The following is a 22,280-nucleotide window of genomic DNA, read 5'->3' as shown; positions in this document are numbered from 1 at the left end:
GCTGGCCCATGCAGCTGGAACAGGTCGAAACCTTTCTGGACATCATCGAATCGCGGAACTTCAACCGGTCGGCGGAGCGCCTCGGACTGACGCAATCGACGGTCAGCACCCGTATCAAGAACCTGGAAACCGCCGTTGGATCCGAGCTCTTCCACCGCGGCCGCGCCGGTGCCGAGCCGACGGCGGCAGGGCGGCGGTTTGAGGCCTATGCGCGGTCGATGCTGTCGACCTGGTCCCAGGCGCGTCACGATGTGCGCGCCTTCAACAGGTTCGAGGGCAGCCTACGGGTCGCTGCCCAGGTCGGGATGACCCGCTCGATCCTGCCTGGTTGGCTGGAAATGCTGCTGCAAGTCTTGCCCCGGTCCTCGATCCACGTCGAATCCGATTATTCGCCGCAGATGATATCGGATCTGAGCCTGGGAAACCTTGATATTGCCGTTGTTTACGCTCCGCGCTACCTGCCCGAGATCACATATGACCAGCTCATGGTCGAAGAATATGTGATGGTCTCGACCACGGCGCGCAGGCTTTGCGATGTAAGCCCCGACAGTTACATCCGGCCGGGTTACACGGTGGCGCTCGAGAAGGCTCATGCCGAGGCGCTGCCAAACCTGACTGCGTGCCGGCTTTCGATGGGCTCCGAGACGCTTGCGGACAATATGCTGCGGCGGGCCGGCGGCACATGCTACATGCGCGCCGAGGATGCGCGACGCTTCGCCGCCGAGCGCCCCTCCCACATCGTGGAAGAAGCTCCAACTCTGCATCAGCCCGTCTACACGGCGGTCCTCGCCCGACGCCGACATGAGCCGATCATTAAGAAAGGCGTCCGCGCGCTTCACCTTGCCGTCATGTCGCTGGAGAGTTGATCGATACAATCGATCGTAAACGGCTGAAGCGCCTCCTGTATCGAATGCAGGCCTGCTGGCAAGTGCTGATCGCATGGCGGCACACCGCCTAAGCGATCTTTATCGCCCTGCAGATTTCTTCGACCAGCATTGCGGCCGAGACCGAGCCGGGGTCCGCATTGCCGAGCGAGCGCTCGCCGAGACGCGCGGCGCGACCGACGGTTGCGATCATGTCGCGCGTCGCTTCCGCGCCCCGGCGGGCAGCGGCGGCTATGGCATCGGCGTTGCGGCCATTGACTGCCGCGTCGGCGGCCGTCCCCCAGGCGTCGAGCATTGTCCTCTGGCCGAGTTCCGCCTTGCCACGCTGGGCGATGCCGTCGCGCATCGCCGCAATGATGGTACGCAACTCGCCGGTCGGCATCGATGCGCGCGGACCCGCGGCCTTGACGGCGCGCAAAAGCGCGGTTGCGTAGAGCGGTCCGGAGGAGGCGCCGACTGCGTTGAGAAAGCCTTTGGCCGCGGTATTGAATATAATCCCGCAGCGTGCCTTCGGCGGCTTGCGCCGCTTCGGCCGCGGCTTTCATGCCTTGTTCCATGGCGACGCCGTGGTCGGCGTCCCCGATCACTCCGTCGAGCGCGCAGAGCCTGTCGCGTTCCGTCGCCATCCGCTCGGAGAAAGTGCCGAAAAGGGCTTTCAAATCCCCGGACGTGAAGTCCATCTCGCTCAGCTCCGGAACATGGCGCAGTCGCACGGATGGTCGATCATGCGTTGCAATTCGTCATCGAGATGCATGACGGTGATCGAGGCGCCGGCCATGTCGCGGTTGTGACGACGTGGCACTGGATGGCGGCGAGCCAGTCGCGGGGATGACCCAGCCCGGCTTCAGACCGGAAACAGGAAGGCCGTAGCGGGATCGAAGAAAATCTGCCGTCCCGAAGCGGCATCGGTGCCGCCCGGTTCGGCTGTATCCGAAGTTGGCCTGATATCGATCTCGTCGCCCGACCCCGTGCGCGCCACGACGCGCCGGCGATCGCCGAAGAAGGCGGTGTCGACGATCTCGACGGCAAGCGATGCATTCCCCTCCATGGAGGTCAGGCGGAACGCTTCCGGCCGCACCATCAGCCTGGCCTTTTGGCCGCGGCCGAGCGCCTGTGTGGCTTTCACGCCCTTGACGATCGAGCCATCGGCCAGCCGCACCAAGGCAACGCCGTTCTCTGTTTCGAGGTGCTCCGCCGGCAGGAAGTTGGAATTGCCGATGAAGCCGGCGACGAACTCGCTCGCGGGTCTGAGATAAAGATCCTCGCCGGTGCCGATCTGCTCGATGCGGCCTTCCTTGAACAAGGCGATGCGGTCGGAAAGATGCAGCGCCTCCTCCTGGTCGTGCGTGACATAGAGGATGGTGACGCCGGTCTCGCGGTGGATGCGGCGGATCTCGGCCTGGATTTCCTGGCGCAGTTTCTTGTCCAGAGCCGACAGCGGCTCGTCCATCAACAGGATCGGGGGATCGTAGGCGAGCGCGCGGGCAAGCGCCACGCGCTGCTGCTGGCCGCCGGACAGCGCGCCGGGATAGCGGTCGGCAAATTTTTCCAGGCGCACCAGCGCCAGCATATCGGCGACCTTGCGCTTCACTTCGGCATCCGGCCGGCGGCGCACCCGCAGCGGAAAGGCTACGTTCTCGGCGACGCTCAGATGCGGGAACAGCGTGTAGCGCTGGAACACCATGCCGATGTTGCGCTTGTGCGACGGCACCGAAAGCAGCGACTTGTCTTCCAAAAGCACGTCGCCCGACGTCGGATCCTGGAAACCGGCGATCGCATAGAGCGTCGTCGACTTGCCGGAGCCTGACGGCCCGAGAAAGGTCAGGAATTCGCCCTTCGGCACATCGATGGTGACGTCGTGGACGGCGACGAAGGCGCCGAACGCCTTTCTCACCGCGCGGATGGACAGGAATGGCCGGGTCATCTGGACAGTCTTCTGCGAAGGAGTGCGGTGACGATCATCAGGGCGAGAGTGAGGCCGACGAGCAGGCTGGAGGCGGCGGCGACGACCGGGCTCAGATCGGCACGCAGGCTGCCCCAGATCTTCACCGGCAAGGTCTGCAGGGTCGGGCTCGCCATGAAGATCGCCACCACCACCTCGTCCCATGAGGCGAGGAAGGAAAAGATCGCCGCTGAGAAGATGCCGATGCGGATCGAGGGCAGGGTGATCCTGAGCCTTGCCTGCAGCGGACTGGCGCCGCACACGATCGCCGCGTCCTCGATGGATTTGTCGAAACCTTCGAGCGCGGTGGCGATCGGAATGATGGCGAAGGGCAGCGCCAGGATCGTGTGGGCGATGACGAAACCGATCGTCGTGCCGGCGAGCCCGATGCGCAGGAAAAAGGCGTAGATGGCGATGGCGAAAACCACCACCGGCAGCACCATCGGCGTCAGCAGCAGGCCGCGCAGGAACTGCCGGCCGCGAAATTCGCCCCTGACCAGGCTGAACGAGGCGAGCAGGCCGATCAGAACCGCGAGGATGGCGGCCATCGCGGCGATCTTCGCGCTGGTCAAAGCGGCGTCGACCCAGGCCGGGTCGGCAAGCAGTTCCTGATACCATTTCAGCGTCCAGCCTGGTGGCGGAAAGGCCAGCCAGCGCGACGAGCCGAACGACAACAGGACGATGAAGACCACCGGTAACAGAAGGAAAGCCGCGATGAGCGCAGTGAAGCCGGCGAGCGCCGCACGCAGCCATCCGAGCCGGTCGTAGTCGAGCAGCATCTTAGAGCCCTCCGGCGAGGCGCCTGGCGCCGAGCATGCGCAATTGGATCGCGTAGAGCACCATGGTGACGGCGAGCAGCACGAAGGCCGCAGCACTTCCGAGCCCCCAGTTGAGCAGCGACTGCACCGTCTGGGCGATCATTTCGGCGAGCATCATGTTCGATGTGCCGCCGAGCAGCGCGGGCGTCACGAAATAGCCGAGCGACATGACGAAGACCATCAGCCCGCCGGCGGCGATGCCGGGCAGGGACAGCGGTAGCAGGATGCGGCGGAATGCCTGCGACGGGCTAGCGCCGCAAAGGGCGGCGGCGCGCAGCGTCATCGGATCGATGGCGCGCAGCGTGCCGACCAGCGGCAGGATCATGAAGGGCAGCATGATGTAGACCATGCCGATGGTGACGCCGGTCAAATTGTTGATGAGCGGCAGCGGCTCGTGGATGACGCCGAGCCCCATCAGCGCCCGGTTGATCACACCGGTGCGCTGCAAAAGCACCATCCAGGCATAGGTGCGGGTGAGGAGATTGGTCCACATCGACAGGATGATGATGCCGAAGACGACCGAACCGAGCGCCGGCGGCATGATCGCCAGCATCCAGGCGACCGGAAACGCGACGAGGATGGTCACGACGGTGACGACGGCCGCGACCAGGAAGGTGTTGAGAAACACCCGCACATAAGTGCCGCTGCCGAACAGCGCGGCATAGTTCTGCAGGCCGGGCTCGGGATCGGTGACGCTGCGCAGCAAGAGCGCGACCACCGGCACGACAAAGAACAGGCCGACCAGCACCAGGGCCGGCAGGGCGCCGCCGCTGCCGGCCGGCAGGCCGGCAACCGAGCCGCGGCTGAGGGAGTGTGCTTGCATCGAGCGGTTCCCGTCGTCCCGAAGGGGGAGCGGCTTGCCGCGCCCCCGGCTTGCTGTGGCGCTACTTGGTCTGCCAGGCGTACCAGCGCGTGGCGATCTCGTCGCGGTGCTCGGCCCAGTAGTTCATGTCGAGATTGATCTGGCCCTCGACATGCGCGTCGGGCAGCCCTTTCACCACGTCGGCGGGCATTTCCGCCTTGGCCTTGGTGTTGATCGGCGCGTAGCCGCTTGCCTCGGCGAATTTCGCCTGGCCGGTCGGGCTGGTCGCGGCGGCGAGGAACTTCATCGCGCTGTCCTTGTTCTTGGCGCCCTTCGGCACGACGAGAACGTCAGCGGCGGTGAGGTTCTGGTTCCAGGAGACGCCGACATCGGCGCCGTCCTTCTCGAGCGCGAAGACACGGCCGTTCCAGAGCTGCCCGAAGGCAGCCTCGCCCGAAGCGATGAGCTGCTGCGACTCCGCGCCGCCGCCCCACCAGACGATATCCGACTTGATCGTGTCGAGCTTCTTGAAAGCGCGCTCGAGATCGAGCGGATAGAGCTTGTCCGCCGGCACGCCGTCGGCGAGCAGCGCGATCTCGATCACGCCCGGCGCCGACCATTTGTAGAAGGTCCGTTTGCCGGGAAACTTCTTGGTGTCGAACATGTCGGCCCAGCTTGTCGGCTCACCCGAAACGGCGCCCTTGTTCCAGGCCAGCACGAAGGAATAGTAGAAGCTGCCGACGGCATGCTCGTTGCTGAAGCGCGGGTCGAGATCGGCCTTCGGCACGGCGGCGAAGTCGATCGGCTCGAGCAGCCCGTCCTTGGCGGCCTTGATGGCGAAATCCATTTCCACGTCGACCACGTCCCAGGTCACGTTCTTGGCGTCGACCATGGCCTTCAGCTTGCCGTAGTCGGTCGGGCCGTCCTGCAGCACCTTGATGCCGGAGCTCGCCGCGAACGGCTCGGCCCAGGACTTGGTCTGCGCTTCCTGCGTGGTGCCGCCCCAGCTGGTGAATACCATTTCGTCGGCCTTGGCGGCGGTTGCCGATAGCAGCCCGGCGAGCACGCCGGCTAAGATCAGTCTCATGTCATTCTCCTCTGATTTCTCTGTTCCGTTTCTTGTTCTTGTCGCTGCACCCTCGGCATGCGTTCTCAGCGCATGACGAAGGGATCGGGAATCGGCTCGTCCGAGGTCTTGATCCAGACCGATTTCGAGCGCGTGTAGTCGCGGATGGCGTCGAGCCCGCCTTCGCGGCCAAGACCCGACAACCCGTAGCCGCCGAAGGGAACGAGCGGCGACACGGCGCGATAGGTGTTGACCCAGACGACGCCGGCACGGATGTCGCGCGCCATGCGGTGCGCCTTGCCGAGATTCGAGGTGAAGACGCCGGAGGCGAGACCGAAGGGCGTGTCGTTGGCTAGAGCCAATGCCTCGGCCTCGGTGTCGAAGGCGAGCACGCTCAACACCGGCCCGAACAATTCCTCGCGTACGCAGGGCAGGTTGCTATCACCGGCATCGATGATCGTCGGCGCATAGTAGAAGCCGGCGCCGGCGTCGGGGCGCCTGCCGCCGGTGACCAGCGTGCCCCCGGCGGCGAGGCTTTCGGCGACGATGGTCTCGATCCGGTCGCGCTGGCGCAGGGTCGCGAGCGGCCCCATCTCGGTGGCCGGATCCTGAGGATCGCCGATGCGGATCGCTTCGGCCTTGCGCTTCAACCGACCAAGGAATTCTTGTCTTACGGTACGCTCGATCAGCAGGCGCGAACCGGCGACGCAGCTCTGTCCGGTCGCCGCAAAGATGCCGGCGACGACCGCATTGGCGGCGCTGTCGAGGTCGGCGTCGGCGAAGACGACGACCGGGCTCTTGCCGCCGAGCTCGAGCGTCGTGTGCGCGAGGTTTTCCGCCGTGTTCCTGACGATGGCGCGCGCCGTGGCCGGGCCGCCGGTGAAAGCGACGCGCGAGACCAGCGGATGACTCGTCAGGCGCCGTCCGCACTCCTGGCCGAAGCCCGTGAGGATATTGACGGCGCCGGCCGGAAAGCCTGCTTCGCTGACCAACTCGGCGAAGGCGAGCAGCGGTGCCGGGCCGTCCTCTGAGGCCTTGAGCACCACCGTGCAGCCCGCGGCAAGCGCCGGGCCGAGCTTGACCGCCGAGAGGAAGAGCTGCGAGTTCCACGGCACCACCGCGGCGACCACGCCGATCGGCTCGCGGCGGATGGTGACGTCGAGATCGGCCTTGTCGATCGGCACATGCGCGCCTTCGTGCTTGTCGGCGAGTCCGCCATAGTAGCGGTAATAGTCGCCGACATAGGCGATCTGGGCGCGCGTCTCGCGGATGATCTTGCCGGTGTCGCGCGTCTCCAGCTCGGCCAGGCGGCCCGCATTGGCGGCCACGAGGTCGCCGAGCCTGACCAGCAGCTTGCCTCGCGCGGTTGCTGTCATCGATGCCCAAGGGCCGGTGCGCAGCGCACGATGCGCGGCCTCGACGGCGCGGTCGACATCGGCTTCGCTTGCAGCCGGCATCTTCGCCCATGGCGCACCGGTCGACGGATCGACGCTGTCGAAGCTGGCCGACGGCTCGTCGAAGCGGCCGTCGATGAAGTTCCTGAATGCGGCGTCGGTCATGGCCTTGCCCGTTCGTTCGCGATCAGATGAAGGCCGGCATCACCCGGTCGATGAACAATTGCAGCGATTTCTTCTTGCGCTCGTGCGAAAGGCCGCTGTCGATCCAGATCGAGTACTGGTCGAAGCCTAGCGTCTCATAGGCTTTCAGCCGCGCGACCACCTCGTGCGCCTCGCCGATCACCAGGTTCTGGCGCATCTTGTCCGGCGCGTATTGCGGCATGGCCGCGATCTCTTCGGCGCTCAGCGGTTCCAAAATGCCCTGGTGCACCGGCTTCTTGTTCTGGAACCAGGCGCCGAACTGGCAGTAGAAGTTCGACAGATCCTGGCTCAGCCGATCGGCATCGGCGGCGTCCTCGGCGACGAACGTGTGCATCAAGAGCATGATTTCCGGACGCGGGATTTCGGGATGCGCGGCGCAGGCGTCGTTAAACCGCTGCATGAGGCTTGCAACCTCATCGTCGCCGGACGCCAGTGGCGTCACTTGGACCTTGCATCCGTTGGCGACAGCGAAGTCGTGCGAGTTCGGATCGCGCGCCGCCACCCAGATCGGCGGGTAGGGCTTTTGCAGGGGTTTGGGAGAGGAGGTGGTTGGCGGGAACTGCCAGAATTCGCCGGAGTGCTTGTAGTCGCCGTCCCAGAGACCTCGGATCGCCGGAATGATCTCGCGCATGCGCTGCCCGGCGCCCCAGGCATCGAGCCCGGGGAAGACGCGCTGATATTCGTAGCTGTAGGCGCCCCGGGCGATGCCGATGTCGAGCCGGCCGCCGGCAATCACGTCGGTCATCGCCGCCTCGCCGGCAAGCTTGATCGGGTGCCAGAAGGGCGCGATGATGGTTCCGGTGCCTAGGCGGATGCGGCTGGTCTTGGCCGCAAGATAGGCGATGTTGATGAATGGATTGGGCGAGATGGTGAACTCCATCCCGTGATGCTCGCCGATCCAGGCGGTCTCGAAGCCCGCCTGTTCCGCCAGCAGGACCAGCTCACCCAACTCGCGCAACAACTCCGAATGCGGCTTGGCGAGATCCGAGCGTTCCATATGCACGAAGAGCGAGAACTTCATCCCTGGTCACCTGTATTGAGGGCGGCGGTCCTGGCGAGCGGCCTTACCTCGCCTTCGACCTCGTTGCCGACATAGACGCCGAATGCGTCTTCAGTGCATTCGCGCACATAGCGGGTGAGCATCGAGCGGATGGCCGGATCGGCGATCTTCAAGCCGTCGATCGCGTCGATGTCGATCAGCCGGATGCCTCGATCGCTGGAAGCCGGCACGTCGAAGGTACCGCGATAGTAAACATGGGTGCGCGAGGGATTGCCCGCGTCGTCCCATACGGCGAAGAGGAAGCCGAGCTGGGCCTCGATGGCCTTTGCGGCCAGAAGCCCGTTGAGGCTCTTGCCGTCGCTTGCCGAGCCCAGCCCCCGGCCGCGCGGCAGTTCGAGGAAGCCGTCTGGCGTTTCGAGGAACAGGATACGGCCGCCGTTTTCGAGAATGGCGCCGACATCGGTGCCGGGCTGGGCGGCGGCCAGCGCCTCCTGACTGAGCCCGGGCGTGATGTAGGCGCCGCGGCAATAGCCGAGAGGCTGCGAGGTATTGTGCTGGAAGTCGCGGACGCGGCCGATCAGGATCGAATGGTCGCCCGCCTCGACCAACCGCTCCATATCGCAGTCGAAGGTTGCGACCGAGCCGTCGAGAACCGGACTGCCGGTCTTCCCCGGGCGCCAGTCGACCGACGCGAATTTATCCGCTGCCTTCGAGGCGAAGATGCCGGAGGCCGCTTTCTGGGTCTCGTTCAAAATGTTGATGGCGAAGCTCTTCGATGTCGCGAACACCGGATGACCGAGCGCCTTGTGGGCGATGCAGACCAGCACCAGCGGCGGATCAAGCGACACCGATGTGAACGAGTTGGCGGTGAACCCGCGCGGCTCGCCTTCCGCGCCGATCGTGGTGACGATGGTGACGCCTGTTAGGAAGGAGCCGAGCGCACGCCGGAACTCGCCGCTGTCGAAGCTGGCGTCCGCTGCTGCTCCTTGCTCCAGGCTTTCACCTTCGTTCAGGAACTCGGCGATGCATCGTGAGGTGAGATCCGGTGCCGCCGCCGCCATCATGTGCCTTTGGCCGGCGAGAACGGTGCAGCGGCCATGCGGCGCGAGCCTGGCCATGGCGGCCGACATTGCCGGCGAGGAGTTCTTGTCCTCGGAGCCGGTGATGAACAGCGCCGGCATGGCCAGGGTCTGCAGGCGCTCGGCGTGGTCGCCGTCGGCACGGGCGAACAGGCGATAGGTGCGGGCGTAGCCTTCGGGATCGACCTCGCTCAACGCTGCCGCCGCCTTCCCGGCCGCCGCCGTGAGCTCGGCCGGAACCGGATCGCCGAACCAGCGGGCGATGGTCTGGGCGACCCCCGCCGCATCGCCGTGGCCGGTGAGCGCCGCCGCGCGCTCGAGCACGGCTTGGGCCAGATCAGGCGGACGACGGAACACGGCGTTGAGCGACACGACACGGCGGATGCGCTCCGGCGCTAGCAGCGCGAGTTCCTGCGCGACCAAAGCCCCCATCGAGTGACCGACGACGGACACCTTGTCGAGGCCGAGATGATCGAGCAGCCGGATCGCCTGCGCGGCATAGTCGGCGAGTTCCGGCTCCTGCGGCGGCAGCGGCGAGCGGCCGTGGCCAAGCATGTCGATGGCGATCAGGTCGAAGCGGTCAGCCATCCGCTGGATCTGCGGCTGCCAGATCGTCGCGTTCATGCCGACGCCGTGGATGAACAGCACCGGCGCGCCCGATCCGGCGCGGATAAAGCCGGTTCCGTCGGGCGCGGCTGCCCGGGTCCATCCAGGTGCGACGGCGTCAGCCATGCAGGTCGCCCACTTCCTTGAGGTCCTGATAGCGGTCGCCGATGCGATGGTGAGGACGGCCGCCGATCGAAGCACCGAGCGCCACGACCAACTCGTCCGGCGCCGGTGCGTCGCCGATCTGGAAATGCACGGTCAGATAGTGCGAGCGGCGGCCCTCGTCATTCTTGTCCATCAGCGGAATCATGATCGGTGTGTTCGGCCCACCACGCAGATTGGTGAAGGCGAGATAGGTCTTGGCGGCGACGGCGCGGCGATAGTGATTGCCGAAATGCAGTGTGTGGATCAGCGCCGAGGCATGCTCGATCTCGCCCGACGTGCCGCAGATCGCGGCCTTGCCGTAGCCCTCGATCGCCTCGGCCGAGCCGGCGGCGGCAACGATCTCGCGGGTCAGGGTTTCTCCAAGCACCGGCGCAAAGGCGCGGATCTCGGGCGAAAGATCCTCGATGAAGCCGCGACCCGCCCAGGGGTTCGTCAGCACGGCGGCGACGCCGATCAGGCGCAGCGGCTTGGATGCTGCCTTGCCGCCTTCGATCAGCGTGTTCTCGCTGTAAGTGACGATCTTGCGAATGGCCGGCTGCATGGAAACCTCTGTCAGGTGGCGCTCGAGAAACGCCAACTCCTCTGTCGTCTTATGGTATACCATAGTATGGAGCACCAAATACCTTGTCAACCTGCCATGGAATCTGTTTTCGTGGCGGCCAAGGGAGCAGAGACATGCAGGACGACACGCTTCGCATCGATCGCAGCGCCAAGACCTTGAGAACATTGGCTCTTGAGCGCATGCGCGAGGCCATAATGGATTTTCATTTTCAGCCCGGCGAAAGGCTGGTCGAGCGGCCGCTTTGCGACCAGCTCGGCGTCAGCCGATCGGTTGTGCGCGAGGTCCTCCGGCAACTGGAGGCTGAAGGCCTTGTGCAGATGATCCCTGGGCATGGTCCAGCTGTGGCCAAGCCGGATATCGGCCGCACCGACGAGATCTATGAGCTCAGGGCTTTGCTCGAGGGCATCGCGGCGCGCGCCTGCGCACAATCGGCCACCAATGGCCAACTGGCCGTACTGGAGCACGCCCTCGGCGAGCTCTTCGAGGCCTGGGCCTCGGGCAAGCCGCCGGCGGTGATGCGCGCGACGACGAAGTTCTACGAAGCGCTTTTCGAGGCTGCGGACAAGCGTGTCGCCTGGGAGATCGTCAGCGGGTTGAATGTGCGCATCAACCAGCTGCGTTCGATGACGATCGCCTCGGCAAACCGTCGCGAGCCGGCGATCGCCGAGATGAACGCGATTATGGAGGCGATCCGGGCGCGTAAGCCGCAGGAGGCGGAAGCCGCGGCACGGCGCCACGTCGAATCCGCCTGGAAGATCGCCCGGGACAAACTCCGCCTTGACCCTCTCTAAAGCGTGTCGCGCTGGAACGGATTCAGGCGACGCGCTTTCGCCCAAATCCCGCCATGCCGAATTCCGGTTTATCCTATTGGGGACCACCTACGAGAAGACGGTCAGGCGAGCTCCGCCACAGCTCCTATCCGACGGTAAATGAAGGGTTCGCCCGCCGCATTGTCTGCCGCGGGGCGCTGCGTTTCATCGGTGAGCATGCCCACCCGGGCATGGATCGGCGATTTGATGCAGACCGGATCCGTTGCAGCGGCATCGCCGGCAATCGCCATCGCTTGACATCTGCAGCCGCCCCAATCGATCTCGCGCCGCTCGCAGCTTCGGCACGGCTCCAGCATCCATTCGGTACCGCGAAAGGCATTGAATGCCGGTGAATCGGTCCAGATCTCAGACAGCGAGCGCTCTCCGAAACGCTCGAAGCGGAGCGCAGGAATGGTCTGCGCGGCATGGCATGGCAGCACCGTGCCGTCGGGCGTCACCATGAAGGCGTCGCGCGCCCAGCCGCCCATGCACGGCTTGGGATAGACGGCGAAATAGTCCGGCGGGACGAAATCGATGTTGATGACGCCGGCAAGCCGTGCTTGCGCCGCCGCGACGATCTCCACCTGCCGTTCGACGGCGGCGCGTTCGGGCATCAGGGTATTGCGATTGGCCAGCGCCCAGCCGGCATACTGCACATTGGCGATCTCGAGCCGCTCGGCGTCCAGCGAAAGAGCCAGGTCGATGAATTCCGGCACTTCCTCGATGTTGTGGCGATGGATCGGCGCATTGATGGTGAGCGGCAGCCCGGCCGCGCGGGCGCGGCGTGCCGTCTCCAGCTTCTTTTCGTGGCTGCCGCTGTGGTTGCCGATACGGTCGGTCGTCGCCGGGCGGGCGCCCTGGAAGCTCAGCTGCAGGTGGTCGAGCCCGGCTTCGGCAAAGACCTCGATGCGGCCCTCGGCAATGTTGATGCCGGCGGTGATGAGATTGCTGTAGACGCCGCGCGTCGAAAGCCCGGCGATCAATTGCTCGAGATCGCGGCGCAGCGTCGGCTCGCCGCCCGACAGATGCACCTGCAGAACGCCGAGATCGGCGGCCTGCGAGAAAAGATCGAGCCAGGTCTGGGTGTCGAGCTCACGATCGGCCTTGAGCAATTCGAGCGGATTGGAGCAATAAGGGCACTGCAGCGGGCAGCGATGCGTCAGTTCCGCCAGCATGCCGATCGGAGGCAGAAGCGGCTCGCTCATAGCTTCACCAACAGCTTGTCCGACCATTCCTGCAGGAAGGCGATGACATCGGCCGCTACGGCCTCCTGTTCAGCATCGTAATCGGCCGCAAGACCAGCGATGATGTAGCCGACCGCGGACCGCCCGTCGCAGCGGCGCAATATGTCGAGACTGATATCGTTCGGCCAGAATACCTTTTCCGGCGAAAGCACGGCGAAGGCCTGCCGCACGGGGTCGTACTGAATACGCACGTGCCTCGGCAGCGATGGCATTGATTGCAAGGAGACGATGGCTCTCTCGCGCAGCGCCATCATCGGGTTGCCTCCGGCTGGAAGGCGCCCGGAGGGACGTTTCCCGGCGCGCCATAGGCATGTTGAAGTGCATCGAGCATCGCCCACAATATATCGCATTTGAACACCAGCGCATCGATCGCCCGCTGCTGGCGCTCGGCCGTGTCGGCGTGGCTCAGCACATAGGCGAGGGCGAAGTCGGCGTCGCGCGACGCCTGTTCCGGCCGCCGGCTGAAATAGGCCAGCGTGTCGTCGGTGATGTAGTCGTATTTGGCCAGCATCGCCGGCACTCTCTCGCCGATGATGATCGGCGAGAACATCTCGGTCAGCGACGATGCCACCGCCTCGAGCAGCGTGCGGTTCGTGCAGAAGGAAAGGTAGGCGCCGACGGCGAAGCGGGTCGCCGGCAGCGCCAGCCTTTCGCTCTTGACGGCTTCGGCATCGAGCCCGAGCGAGGTCGCCAGATGCAGCCAGCGCGCGATGCCGCCGCTCCAGCCGTCCTCGCCGTCGTGATCCTCGATGCGTTTGCGCCAGGCGGCGCGAAACGCCGGATCCTCGGCATGCGCCAGGATCATGGCGTCCTTGCGCGGAATGACGGCCTGGTAGCAGTAGCGGTTCAATGCCCAGGCCTGCATTTCGGCCTTCGTCAGCACGCCACTGGTCATCCTGTGATGAAAGGGATGGCGGTTGTGATAACGCTCGGCGCCGACCTGCCGCAGCACGGCCTCGAGCTCGCTCTTGGACAGACCATGTCGCGCCGCGTCGTGGAAGTCGCTCAAAGTTCGATCTCCATTCCGTCGCTCCCGATTTCCCAGCCAGCCGCTCTGACCGCCGCGTGTTCGGCGGAACTCTCGTCGAGAACAGGATTGGTATTGTTGATGTGGATGAAGACGCGGCGGCCGGTCCTCACATCGGCCAAGGCGGCGATCGAACCCGCTTCTCCAGACATTGCGATGTGCCCCATGCGCGCACCGGTCTTCTGGCCGACGCCGGCGATGATCATCTCGTCGTCTGTATAGACAGTGCCGTCGAACAGAAGGCAGGCGGCGTCCGCCAGACGCGTGCGCAGGGCGGCATCGATGCCCGCGCAGCCGGGAATGTAAAAGAAAGCAGTCCGACTTCCAGCCCCGCTGATACGCACGCCGATCGTGGCGCCCGTGTCGGAGCTGAAATCGGCGCTTGGATCGCCTCTTTGCTCGAGATAGAGCGCGATCTTGCCGGGCACGGGAAAGGCGTCGACGACCACGCCGGTCTGCTGGCCGTCCGCGTTGCAGATCGCCACTTGCTCCGTTGGCGCCAGAAGGCGGCGCGGCACGATCGCCGGATCGAGAACGTTGAAGATCGAATTCGCCGCCAGCGTCGCCAGCACCTGTGCCGTTGCATAGATTGCGAAGGGCTGCCGCTCCCGCAGGCTGAGCAGGCCGGCGACATGGTCGACGTCGCCATTCGTCAGCACGACCGCGCGGATGGGCGTCGAGCGCAGCGGCGCATCGGCCGCGGGCTGCAGTTCGGGCGTTTGCGCAATCTGCCGGCCAATGTCGGGCGACGCGTTGAACAGAACCCAGCCTGTCCCGTCAGCCGATACGGCAATGGACGACTGGGTCCGCGAATGCACGCCGGCCATGCCGCTCCGAGCCGAGCGGCTCAGGCGATAGTTGCAGTTCCATTGCGGAAAGCCGCCTCCCGCCGCCGATCCTATGATCTTCACGCGCATGGCGATGCCTGCTCTGCGGCCCATTTGACCGGCGCCAAATTCTCGGTGGCAAACGGCTTCGCGCCCGCGCTTCCCGCGGCAGCCCCCGTCTCGACGACCTCAAGCGGCAAGGGGATGCATGCCCCCACAGCCAGGGACACGCAGCTCTGCGGCCTACTTCCTGGGAGGCGTTTCAGCAGGCAGATACCGCGAAATCTCGAAGCCCGCGGCAACCTGGCACATCGTCGGTTTCTTCCAGCTCTTCTTCTTCATTGCATTCTCCTCTTTAGCCAGCCCGAAGGGACCTGCCCTCATTGGCGCCATTGCGGGCAATGCAATGGCTCATCCATCACCTCACAAACGGACAAATGAAACGCTGGGTTCTCAAACAGCCAAAACCCAGGAACAAAACACAACTGCCTAGCTCAGGGATGAGTTCCTTAGCTTCGTGTCTCTCCCGTTCGATCAAGCTCACCCCGGCGACCAGTTGCGGCACCTTGCGCTGCATGCAGGGCCCAGTCCGGATCGGTGTTCGCGGCCGTGGCGCCGGCGTGGGGCATGAGCATGACAGCCGCACCAGGCTGCGAACCAGGCGCATCCGTTCCATCAACCGTTTCCTCCCGCGCCTTGTTTGCGGGTTATCAGTCCGCGCGAAGGGTCATAAGCGATGATGGCCCCCCCGAGAAACAGCAGGGTGCAGCCGGCGACGACGCCCAGCGACACCCAATCGATCTGCCCGTAGAAGGCGAAGCGGATCAGCTCGACGGCATAGGTAAAGGGGTTGGCGAGGCAGAGCTTGTAAAGCAGCGGGCTCGCTTCCTGGATGCGCCACAAAGGATAGAGCGCCGGCGACGCGAAATAGCCGGGAAAGATCACGAAGTTCATGATCCCGGCAAAATTCTCGAGCTGCTTGATCATCGAGGACAGGAGCATGCCGAGCGCGCAAAGCATCATCCCCGACAGGAACAGGGCCGGCAGCACGAATAGGTAACCGAGCGGCGGCGCCTTGACGCCCCAGAACCATGCAACGATCAGAAAGGCATAAACCTGCGCGATCGACACGGAGACGCCGGCGAGCATCTTCGACACCAGCAGATACCAGCGGGGAAATGGGCTGACCAGCAGGATGCGCATATTGCCCATCTCACGGTCGTAGGCCATCGACAGCGAAGACTGCATGCCCGAGAACAGCAGGATCATGCCGCACAAGCCCGGCGTGATGTAGACCTCGTAGGGCACGTAGGTCTTGTAGGGCGGGATGATCGAGACACCGAGCACCTGCCGGAACCCGGCGGCAAAAATGAACAGCCAGACGAGCGGTCGCACCAGCGACGAGATGAAGCGCTCGCGCTGGTGCAGGAAGCGCAGCCCTTCCCGCACGACGACGCCTTTGAGGCAGATGAGGTAGTGACGAAAGCCGAACGCGTCGGACTTCACCGGGGTGACGGCGGCGACCTTTTCCGGCATTGCGGGAGTGCTCATGGCGAGATCTCCGCCTGGCCGGCTGCTTCGCCGCGGCTGAGTCTGGAAAAGGCGTCGCGGATCGACGCGGCACCACTCGCTTTGACCACGTCGGCCACTTTGCCTTTGGCGACCAGGTCACCTTGCCGCAGCACGACGACATGGTCGCCATCTTCAACCTCGTCGATCAGGTGGGTGGCCCAAAGCACGCCGATGCCCTCGGTTTCGACCAGCTTGCGGATGGTGGCGAGAATGCCCGCGCGCGACTGGATGTCGAGACCCACCGTCGCCTCGTCGAGCAGCAGCAGGGACGGGCGATGGAGCAGCGCCCGGGCGATCTCGATGCGCCGCATCTGGCCGCCGGAAAGGCTGCGAGCCTTGTCATGCTGACGGCCTTGCATGTCGACTGTCTGGATCATCGCTGCAATGCGCTGTCGGGCTTCGTGCCGTCCGATGCCGTGCAGCGAGGCGTGATAGGAGAGGTTCTGGTATACGCTCAGGTCGAGGTCGAGCGTGCGCGCCTGGAACACAATGCCGACCCGCCTGAGCGCCTCGCCGGACGCACGGCTGACGTCATGGCCGAAGATGCGGATCGATCCCTGGCGCGTGTCGTAGAGGTGGCTGATCAGCGAGAAAAGGGTCGTCTTGCCGGCGCCGTTGAGACCGAGAAGGGCGGTGAAAGTCGCCGGCGCGATCGAGAACGAGACGTCGTTGAGCGCCCGCTTCGGGCCATAGGAATGGCTGACGCCGGCGACATCGAGTGCCGCCGCTCCGGTCCCCGTTTTCGCCGTCCTCGCATGCTGCATGGATGCTCCTTGAGGGTGCTTATCTAGCGCGCTCGACGTCTTTGGCCCGGCTTCATGGCCTAATCTTCCGGCTGCTTTTCTACTTGGGCGATATGACCACCCCCCACGGCTGCTGACCCACGGTGACCGACTGAACCGGCTCCTCGGTCGCCGTATCGATGAAAGTGATGTCGTTGGAATTGCCGTTCGTTGTGATCAGTGTCTTCTGATCGGGGGTGAAGTCCAGATGCCAGTCGCGCTGTCCGACGAGGATGTATTTTTCAACCTCGTAGGTTTCGGTGTTGATCACTGCGACATGGTTCGCCGGGCCGAGCGCGATATAAGCCTTCTTCCCGTTGGCGCTGATGGCGATGCCGACCGGCTGGATGGTTTCGGCTCGCAGTCCGGGAATCGCGAACTTGATCCTCTTCACGACCTGGCGCTTGGCGTTGTCGATGACGCTGACGGTGCCGCCGATCTCGGCACTGACCCAGACCTGCGAGCCGTCGGGCTTGAACGCGGCGAAGCGCGGGCGCGTGTCGACCAGCACGTTGTCGGTTACCTCATGGCTCTCGGTGTCGATGAAATGCGCCATGCTGGTGGTCTCCGAGGTGTTGACCAGGGTCTTGCCGTCGGGGCTGACGGCCATGCCTTCGGGCTCCACGCCGACCGGGATCTCGGACTTGACTTGCTTGCTGTCGAGGTCGATCGCGGTGACCAGATTGTCGTTTTCGTTGGCGACGTAAAGCGTCTTGCCGTCTGGCGAAAGCACGAACAATTCGGGATCGTCGCCGGAGGGCAGGGTGCCGACGACCTGCAGCGTCGTGGTATCGATGATTTGGATCGTATTGTCGTCGCTGGCGCACAAATAGATGAACTTGCCGTCGTGCGAGATTGTGATGCCGCGCGGCCTCTGGCCGACGTCGACGGTCTTGACCACCTGCATCGTCGCCGTATCGACGACGGTGATCGTATTGTCCTTCTCGTTTGAGACGTAGGCCGTGTAGGCCGATGCCGGGCCGGCCATGACGCCGGTTGCGAGAATGGCGAGTACGCAAGCTCGGCTCTGCACGAATTCCTCCCGATCGGCGCTACCTGAGAACGCATTTCGTTTCCGGCTGATCGATGCCGAGGGTGTCGAGTTCGGAGACTTGGTGGAGATAGCCCTCCTGGGGAGATGTCGAGACGACCGATTTGGCATCGCCAAGCAGGATCGGCTGGCGAAGCTGGAGGTTCCATTTGCGGAAGGTCAGCTTCTGTCCCTTGAAGGCGGCGACCGAGAAGTCGTCCGAGCGGATGTAATCGCTGATCTTTTTCGGATCGTCGCCATTGGTGCGCGTAGTGGCTTCGCCGACGGCCCGCGCGGCCGTCCAGGCCGACATGTCCTTGGACATCATTCGCCGGCCTGCCGTCTTCAGGAAGCGATTTTGCATTTGAATGCCGCCCCACTGTTCACTCGCGGGATGCCATGACGATGCCACAAGACCGGCCGTGCCTGCGACGAGCCGCGGCGTCCAGCTGCGGTAGGGCACGTAGGTCCCGAACACCTCGCTTTCATCGGCCACAAGCAGCACGTCATGCTCCGGCAGGTCTTGCGTGAATACCGAAATCTGTTGCTGTATCTGCGTCGCCCCGGTGTCAGTGCGGCGCGCCGTCCCGGTATCCTTGAATTCTTTCTCCGCGACGATCTGTCCGCCGAAGCGGGCTGCCGCGCGGCGCAACGCGTCGGCATAGAGGCGGTCCTCATCATGCGAGCCGTAGAGCAGCACCCAGTTCGGCCATTTCTTCACCATCAGATACTGCGCCAGAGCGTCGGCGAGCATGCTTCGCGTCGGCGCGATGTGGAAGACGTTTATGCGGCAGTCCTCCTCGCGCAGTCTGTCGTCGGTGGCGCCCACGTTGAAGATCAGCACGCCCTTGTCGCGGGCAATGTCGGCGATAGACAGCAGCTGCTTGGCCGAGAGGTCCGCGAGGACATAGCGTTCGCCTTTGGCAATCAACGCGTTGAATGCCTGAACCGCGTCGGCTTCCGGTTTTATCTCGGTGACATCGAGGCTGAATTTCTGCTTGATGAACTTGCCCGTGGTGTTGTTGTCGCCGATGGCGACATTGGCGCCGGCGACACCTTCGTCACGCGGCGGCTCGTCCAGCAGGGAAAGCGTCAGGCGCGGCGCGTAGGCCCGTAAATAGCCTATCTTGATTTCGGTTGTCTTCTCGTCCGGCTTGATCGCTCCGGCCGGCTGCACGGTCGGTTGCTGGGCGAACGCACGCGGAGCAGCAGCGGTCAGGGACAGAAAGCACAAAAGGGCCGCCAAGGTGCCCGACACCGCGCTTGTCATCGACAAATCACCGTTCTTGCGCCTAAGTCCGATCGTTTGCCGGACCAGCGCGAAGTCAAGGTGTCCCAAGGCGAACTTAGAGAGCCGGCGGGATTTATCAACCTCGTGAGCAGGACGTCTCCGGCTCTGCCGGCAACTGCGCAGTAAGTTCCGAACGATGCTGGCCGCGCGACGGTCCGAAGCGGCCCGGACGTATCTCAGGGAAGAGTTGCTTCGGCGAACCATTTGTCTTTCGTCGCCCCCAGCACCCCCACCGGTTCACGCAGGTTGCGCTCGGACCACGGCGCTCCTGAAGCAAAACTTGCGATTTGACGCCCTCAGCTTGACCTTGCGGCGAGGCCTGTCCTCTGATTCCCTGATCTTGGCGGGACCATCTGATTCGTTTGCTAGTTGCTCTGGCGCAGCCACTGCGTCCCGTAGAGAGATCACAATGACCGCCAAGCCGGAAATCCTGGAGATGAGACCTAAGATAACCGTTGTGGGGGTCGGTGGCGCTGGCGGAAACGCCGTCAACAACATGATCGCTGAAGGCCTGCAGGGGGTCGAGTTCGTCGTCGCCAATACCGACGCCCAGGCGCTCACCATGTCGAAGTCGCCGCGGCTGATCCAGTTGGGTGCGCATGTGACCGAAGGCTTGGGCGCCGGATCTCTCCCCCACGTCGGCAGCGCGGCCGCCGAGGAATCCATCGACGAGATCATGGATCATCTTGCGGGAACGCACATGTGTTTCATCACGGCGGGCATGGGCGGCGGCACCGGGACTGGCGCCGCGCCCGTCATTGCGCGTGCGGCGCGCGATGCCGGCATTTTGACGGTGGCCGTCGTTACCAAGCCTTTCACGTTCGAGGGCAAGCGCAGGTCCCAGGCCGCCGAAGAGGGCATAGAACGCCTTCGCGAAAGCGCCGACACCGTGATCGTCATCCCCAACCAGAACCTTTTCAGGGTCGCCGACGCCAGGACGACGTTTGCCGATGCCTTCGCTATGGCGGACCGTGTTCTCTACGCCGGTGTCGGCTGCATCACGGATCTCATCGTGAAGGAAGGCCTGATCAATCTCGATTTTGCCGACGTGAAGTCGGTGATGCGGGACATGGGCCGGGCGATGATGGGAACCGGTGAGGCCTCGGGGGAGGGCCGCGCAAGGACGGCGGCCGAGGCAGCAATCGCCAACCCGCTGCTCGATGAGGCTTCCATGACGGGCGCCAGAGGCCTGCTGGTATCGATCTGCGGCGGCACGGACATGACGCTCTTCGAGGTCGACGAAGCCGCGACACGGATACGGGAAGAGGTCGACGCCGACGCCGACATTATCGTCGGCGCCATCTTCGACCAGGCATTGGCCGGAAAGTTTCGGGTGTCGGTCGTCGCAACGGGTCTGCGGAAGAGCGAAGACATGCCGCAGCTTCAGCAGAGGATCGCCTGAAGCCGGCCTTCCTGGTTGGCGAGATCCCGCCGGCGAATCTCTACTCGTCGCTATGACTTGACTTGGTTGGCTTTCGGTGGCCTGCCCAGGCCCCGACGGCCGGGATGGTGGCGAGCGGATCCTAGCTAGGGTTTTCAGTCGAGCGAAGCTGGAGCAGATCAGCTGGCCATTCTTTAATAACGGGCCATTCTCTCGGCGATGAGGCCCGGGCGGGCTGCGATTTTTGCTCCGGCGCCGGTGAACATTTTTCCCCTGAGACAGTTTGGAGTGCCTTGGGGAATACCGGAAAGCCACTTGGACAATACGGGATTAACGGGAAGCACGACCAGTGACGCGGAGGGCGTATTCGCTGTCCGGTCCGCGGGTCTGCAGTGGATTACGGTGAGCGGCTCGTATTTCGCCACTGAGGACGGCGAGCCGTGGATGCCGATCGGGCAGAATGACGCGATAAGCTGGCCCGAGCTAAATGGACTGTTCCGGCGCAAGGACATAGCCGGCGTGGAGGCTCACCTCCGCTGGCTTAAGCAAAGCGGCGTCACCTGCCTCAGGCTGATGCTGGAATATGCTCAGGTCCGCCACCGCTACTTCGAGCGGCCGCTCGGTCGCTTCGTTCCTGCTATCGTGCGGCTGTGGGACGATCTTTTTCGTCTCTGTGAAAAGCACGGTTTGAGAATACTGCTCACCCCGTTCGATACATTTTGGCAGTGGCGGCACTGGCGTCATCAGCCCTATAATCAGAGGAACGGCGGCGTGCTGGATCAGCCCTCGCGCTTTCTGGTCTGCACGGCCACGCGCCGCGCCATCAAGGCAAGGCTGGAATTCGCGGTGCGCAGATGGGGCGGCAGCGGCGCGCTCTTCGCTTGGGACCTCTGGAATGAGATCCATCCCGAGCAGGCCGAAGGCAGCGCCGACGATTTCGGCGACTTCATCCACGATCTCGGTGCTTTCGTTCGCCGGCTGGAGATTTCGCTCTACGGCCGCTCCCACCCGCAAACGGTTTCGCTCTTCGGACCGGAGCTTCGCTGGCGGGCGCACATGCCGCTCCGCGAACCTATCTTCCGGCATCCGGATCTCGACTTCGCCTCCCTCCACATCTACGAGGAGGGCACGATCGATCATCCCCGCGACACAGTGGCCCCGGCGCTCGGCCTGGGGCGGATCGTCGGCGAGGCCCTGGCCGAAACTCGCGATGGCCGGCCGTTCCTCGACAGCGAACATGGCCCGATCCATACCTTCAAGGACAAGAAGATCACGCTGCCGGAGCCGTTCGATGACGAATATTTCCGCCATATGCAATGGGCGCACCTGGCTGCCGGCGGTGCCGGTGGCGGCATGCGCTGGCCGAACCGTACGCCGCATGTGCTCACACCCGGCATGCGGCGGGCGCAGCGCTCGCTGGCGGGTTTCCTGCCGCTGATCGACTGGAGTCGGTTCCGACGTGTCCATCTCGGCGGCCGGGTGCGGGTTTCCCGCCCCGATGTCGCGGCGGTAGCCTGCGGCGACGATGCCCAGGCGGTGGCCTGGCTGGTGCACCGCGAAACGATCGGGCCCAACGGCATGCTGCAGGCCGACGTGCAAACCGAGCCCGTCATGATCGTCCTGCCTGGGCTGGCTCCGGGTACCTACCGCATAGTCGGCTGGGATACTGCGGCCGGCACGCAAGCGGCGGAATGGCGGGCGCAAGCGCACGGTAGGTTGACGCTGGAGGTGCCACCGTTCGCGACCGATGTCGCGCTCGCGATCCGCCGATGCTGAGAGGGACCGAAGCCAGCTC

General features: G+C 64.4%; 22 protein-coding genes. 5 read left to right on the top strand and 17 right to left on the bottom strand.

The features are described from left to right. The first annotated feature begins 8 nt into the window (after nucleotides 1-8). Nucleotides 9-866, top strand: a complete 858-nt coding sequence (locus P9254_RS25840) for a LysR family transcriptional regulator (RefSeq protein ID WP_127241171.1) — start codon at nucleotides 9-11, stop codon at nucleotides 864-866. Between the two features lie 88 nt (nucleotides 867-954). Here P9254_RS25840 and P9254_RS25835 read toward each other — a convergent pair whose 3' ends face one another. Next, nucleotides 955-1,377 (bottom strand): DAK2 domain-containing protein, encoded by a 423-nt coding sequence (locus P9254_RS25835; RefSeq protein WP_336619673.1) that lies wholly within the window; start codon nucleotides 1,375-1,377, stop codon nucleotides 955-957. On the opposite strand from P9254_RS25835, the gene P9254_RS29020 reads away from it, so the two are divergent. After that, nucleotides 1,358-1,675 (top strand): hypothetical protein, encoded by a 318-nt coding sequence (locus P9254_RS29020; protein ID WP_336619674.1) that lies wholly within the window; start codon nucleotides 1,358-1,360, stop codon nucleotides 1,673-1,675. The genes P9254_RS25835 and P9254_RS29020 overlap by 20 nt on opposite strands. 53 nt (nucleotides 1,676-1,728) lie before the next feature. Here P9254_RS29020 and P9254_RS25830 read toward each other — a convergent pair whose 3' ends face one another. The 8 genes from P9254_RS25830 to P9254_RS25795 all read right to left on the bottom strand — a co-directional run bounded on the left by P9254_RS25830 (nucleotide 1,729) and on the right by P9254_RS25795 (nucleotide 10,501). Beyond that, entirely contained in the window at nucleotides 1,729-2,808 is a 1,080-nt protein-coding gene (locus P9254_RS25830) for an ABC transporter ATP-binding protein (protein ID WP_278055589.1), read from the bottom strand. Further along, a complete protein-coding gene (locus tag P9254_RS25825) occupies nucleotides 2,805-3,605 on the bottom strand; it encodes an ABC transporter permease (RefSeq protein WP_067328485.1) in 801 nt (266 codons plus the stop codon). The genes P9254_RS25830 and P9254_RS25825 overlap by 4 nt, the downstream gene beginning before the upstream one ends. 1 nt (nucleotide 3,606) lies before the next feature. Beyond that, nucleotides 3,607-4,467: an ABC transporter permease gene (locus P9254_RS25820; protein ID WP_127241173.1), complete on the bottom strand. Its 861-nt coding sequence runs from the start codon at nucleotides 4,465-4,467 to the stop codon at nucleotides 3,607-3,609. 61 nt (nucleotides 4,468-4,528) lie between these two features. After that, entirely contained in the window at nucleotides 4,529-5,533 is a 1,005-nt protein-coding gene (locus P9254_RS25815; protein WP_067328491.1) for an ABC transporter substrate-binding protein, read from the bottom strand. 65 nt (nucleotides 5,534-5,598) lie between these two features. Further along, the gene (locus P9254_RS25810; protein ID WP_278055585.1) at nucleotides 5,599-7,071 is read right to left on the bottom strand and encodes an aldehyde dehydrogenase; all 1,473 of its coding nucleotides are present in this window, start codon (nucleotides 7,069-7,071) and stop codon (nucleotides 5,599-5,601) included. A gap of 22 nt (nucleotides 7,072-7,093) precedes the next feature. After that, complete coding sequence (locus P9254_RS25805; RefSeq protein WP_278055583.1) at nucleotides 7,094-8,131, bottom strand: LLM class flavin-dependent oxidoreductase; 1,038 nt, start codon at nucleotides 8,129-8,131, stop codon at nucleotides 7,094-7,096. Continuing rightward, on the bottom strand, nucleotides 8,128-9,921 hold the full coding sequence (locus P9254_RS25800) for an alpha/beta fold hydrolase (RefSeq protein ID WP_278055581.1): 1,794 nt from the start codon (nucleotides 9,919-9,921) through the stop codon (nucleotides 8,128-8,130). Before P9254_RS25800 ends, P9254_RS25805 begins: the two co-directional genes overlap by 4 nt. Continuing rightward, on the bottom strand, nucleotides 9,914-10,501 hold the full coding sequence (locus tag P9254_RS25795; RefSeq protein WP_067328500.1) for an amino acid synthesis family protein: 588 nt from the start codon (nucleotides 10,499-10,501) through the stop codon (nucleotides 9,914-9,916). Before P9254_RS25795 ends, P9254_RS25800 begins: the two co-directional genes overlap by 8 nt. Nucleotides 10,502-10,635: 134 nt before the next feature. Here P9254_RS25795 and P9254_RS25790 point away from each other — a divergent pair, with 134 nt between their 5' ends. Beyond that, a complete protein-coding gene (locus P9254_RS25790) occupies nucleotides 10,636-11,313 on the top strand; it encodes a GntR family transcriptional regulator (protein ID WP_127213796.1) in 678 nt (225 codons plus the stop codon). Between the two features lie 101 nt (nucleotides 11,314-11,414). Here the strand turns inward: P9254_RS25790 and pqqE are convergent, their stop codons facing one another. From pqqE to P9254_RS25750, 8 genes are all read right to left on the bottom strand, one after another. Then, nucleotides 11,415-12,536, bottom strand: coding sequence for a pyrroloquinoline quinone biosynthesis protein PqqE (pqqE, locus tag P9254_RS25785; RefSeq protein ID WP_278055578.1), 1,122 nt, complete (start codon nucleotides 12,534-12,536; stop codon nucleotides 11,415-11,417). Next, nucleotides 12,533-12,829: a pyrroloquinoline quinone biosynthesis peptide chaperone PqqD gene (gene pqqD, locus P9254_RS25780; RefSeq protein WP_127213794.1), complete on the bottom strand. Its 297-nt coding sequence runs from the start codon at nucleotides 12,827-12,829 to the stop codon at nucleotides 12,533-12,535. Before pqqD ends, pqqE begins: the two co-directional genes overlap by 4 nt. Next, nucleotides 12,826-13,584, bottom strand: coding sequence for a pyrroloquinoline-quinone synthase PqqC (gene pqqC, locus P9254_RS25775; protein WP_095826027.1), 759 nt, complete (start codon nucleotides 13,582-13,584; stop codon nucleotides 12,826-12,828). The genes pqqD and pqqC overlap by 4 nt, the downstream gene beginning before the upstream one ends. Continuing rightward, nucleotides 13,581-14,519, bottom strand: coding sequence for a pyrroloquinoline quinone biosynthesis protein PqqB (gene pqqB, locus P9254_RS25770; protein WP_278055731.1), 939 nt, complete (start codon nucleotides 14,517-14,519; stop codon nucleotides 13,581-13,583). Before pqqB ends, pqqC begins: the two co-directional genes overlap by 4 nt. Nucleotides 14,520-15,104: 585 nt before the next feature. After that, a complete protein-coding gene (locus tag P9254_RS25765; protein ID WP_278055730.1) occupies nucleotides 15,105-15,965 on the bottom strand; it encodes an ABC transporter permease in 861 nt (286 codons plus the stop codon). An 11-nt stretch (nucleotides 15,966-15,976) separates the two neighbouring features. Continuing rightward, a complete protein-coding gene (locus tag P9254_RS25760) occupies nucleotides 15,977-16,765 on the bottom strand; it encodes an ATP-binding cassette domain-containing protein (RefSeq protein ID WP_127213791.1) in 789 nt (262 codons plus the stop codon). Nucleotides 16,766-16,844: 79 nt separating this feature from the next. Next, a complete protein-coding gene (locus P9254_RS25755) occupies nucleotides 16,845-17,816 on the bottom strand; it encodes a YVTN family beta-propeller repeat protein (protein ID WP_127213790.1) in 972 nt (323 codons plus the stop codon). A 19-nt stretch (nucleotides 17,817-17,835) separates the two neighbouring features. Beyond that, nucleotides 17,836-19,083, bottom strand: a complete 1,248-nt coding sequence (locus P9254_RS25750; RefSeq protein ID WP_127847036.1) for an ABC transporter substrate-binding protein — start codon at nucleotides 19,081-19,083, stop codon at nucleotides 17,836-17,838. A 430-nt stretch (nucleotides 19,084-19,513) separates the two neighbouring features. Here P9254_RS25750 and ftsZ point away from each other — a divergent pair, with 430 nt between their 5' ends. Continuing rightward, a complete protein-coding gene (gene ftsZ / locus P9254_RS25745; protein ID WP_067328519.1) occupies nucleotides 19,514-20,506 on the top strand; it encodes a cell division protein FtsZ in 993 nt (330 codons plus the stop codon). 381 nt (nucleotides 20,507-20,887) lie between these two features. Then, nucleotides 20,888-22,261, top strand: a complete 1,374-nt coding sequence (locus tag P9254_RS25740) for a hypothetical protein (protein ID WP_278055571.1) — start codon at nucleotides 20,888-20,890, stop codon at nucleotides 22,259-22,261. Nucleotides 22,262-22,280: the final 19 nt, after the last annotated feature.

It is taken from the genome of Mesorhizobium sp. WSM4983 (genome assembly GCF_029625765.1).
GTDB lineage: Bacteria > Pseudomonadota > Alphaproteobacteria > Rhizobiales > Rhizobiaceae > Mesorhizobium.
The sequence above is the reverse complement of the archived record's forward strand: the minus strand, read 5'-3'. Positions and strand labels throughout refer to the sequence as shown.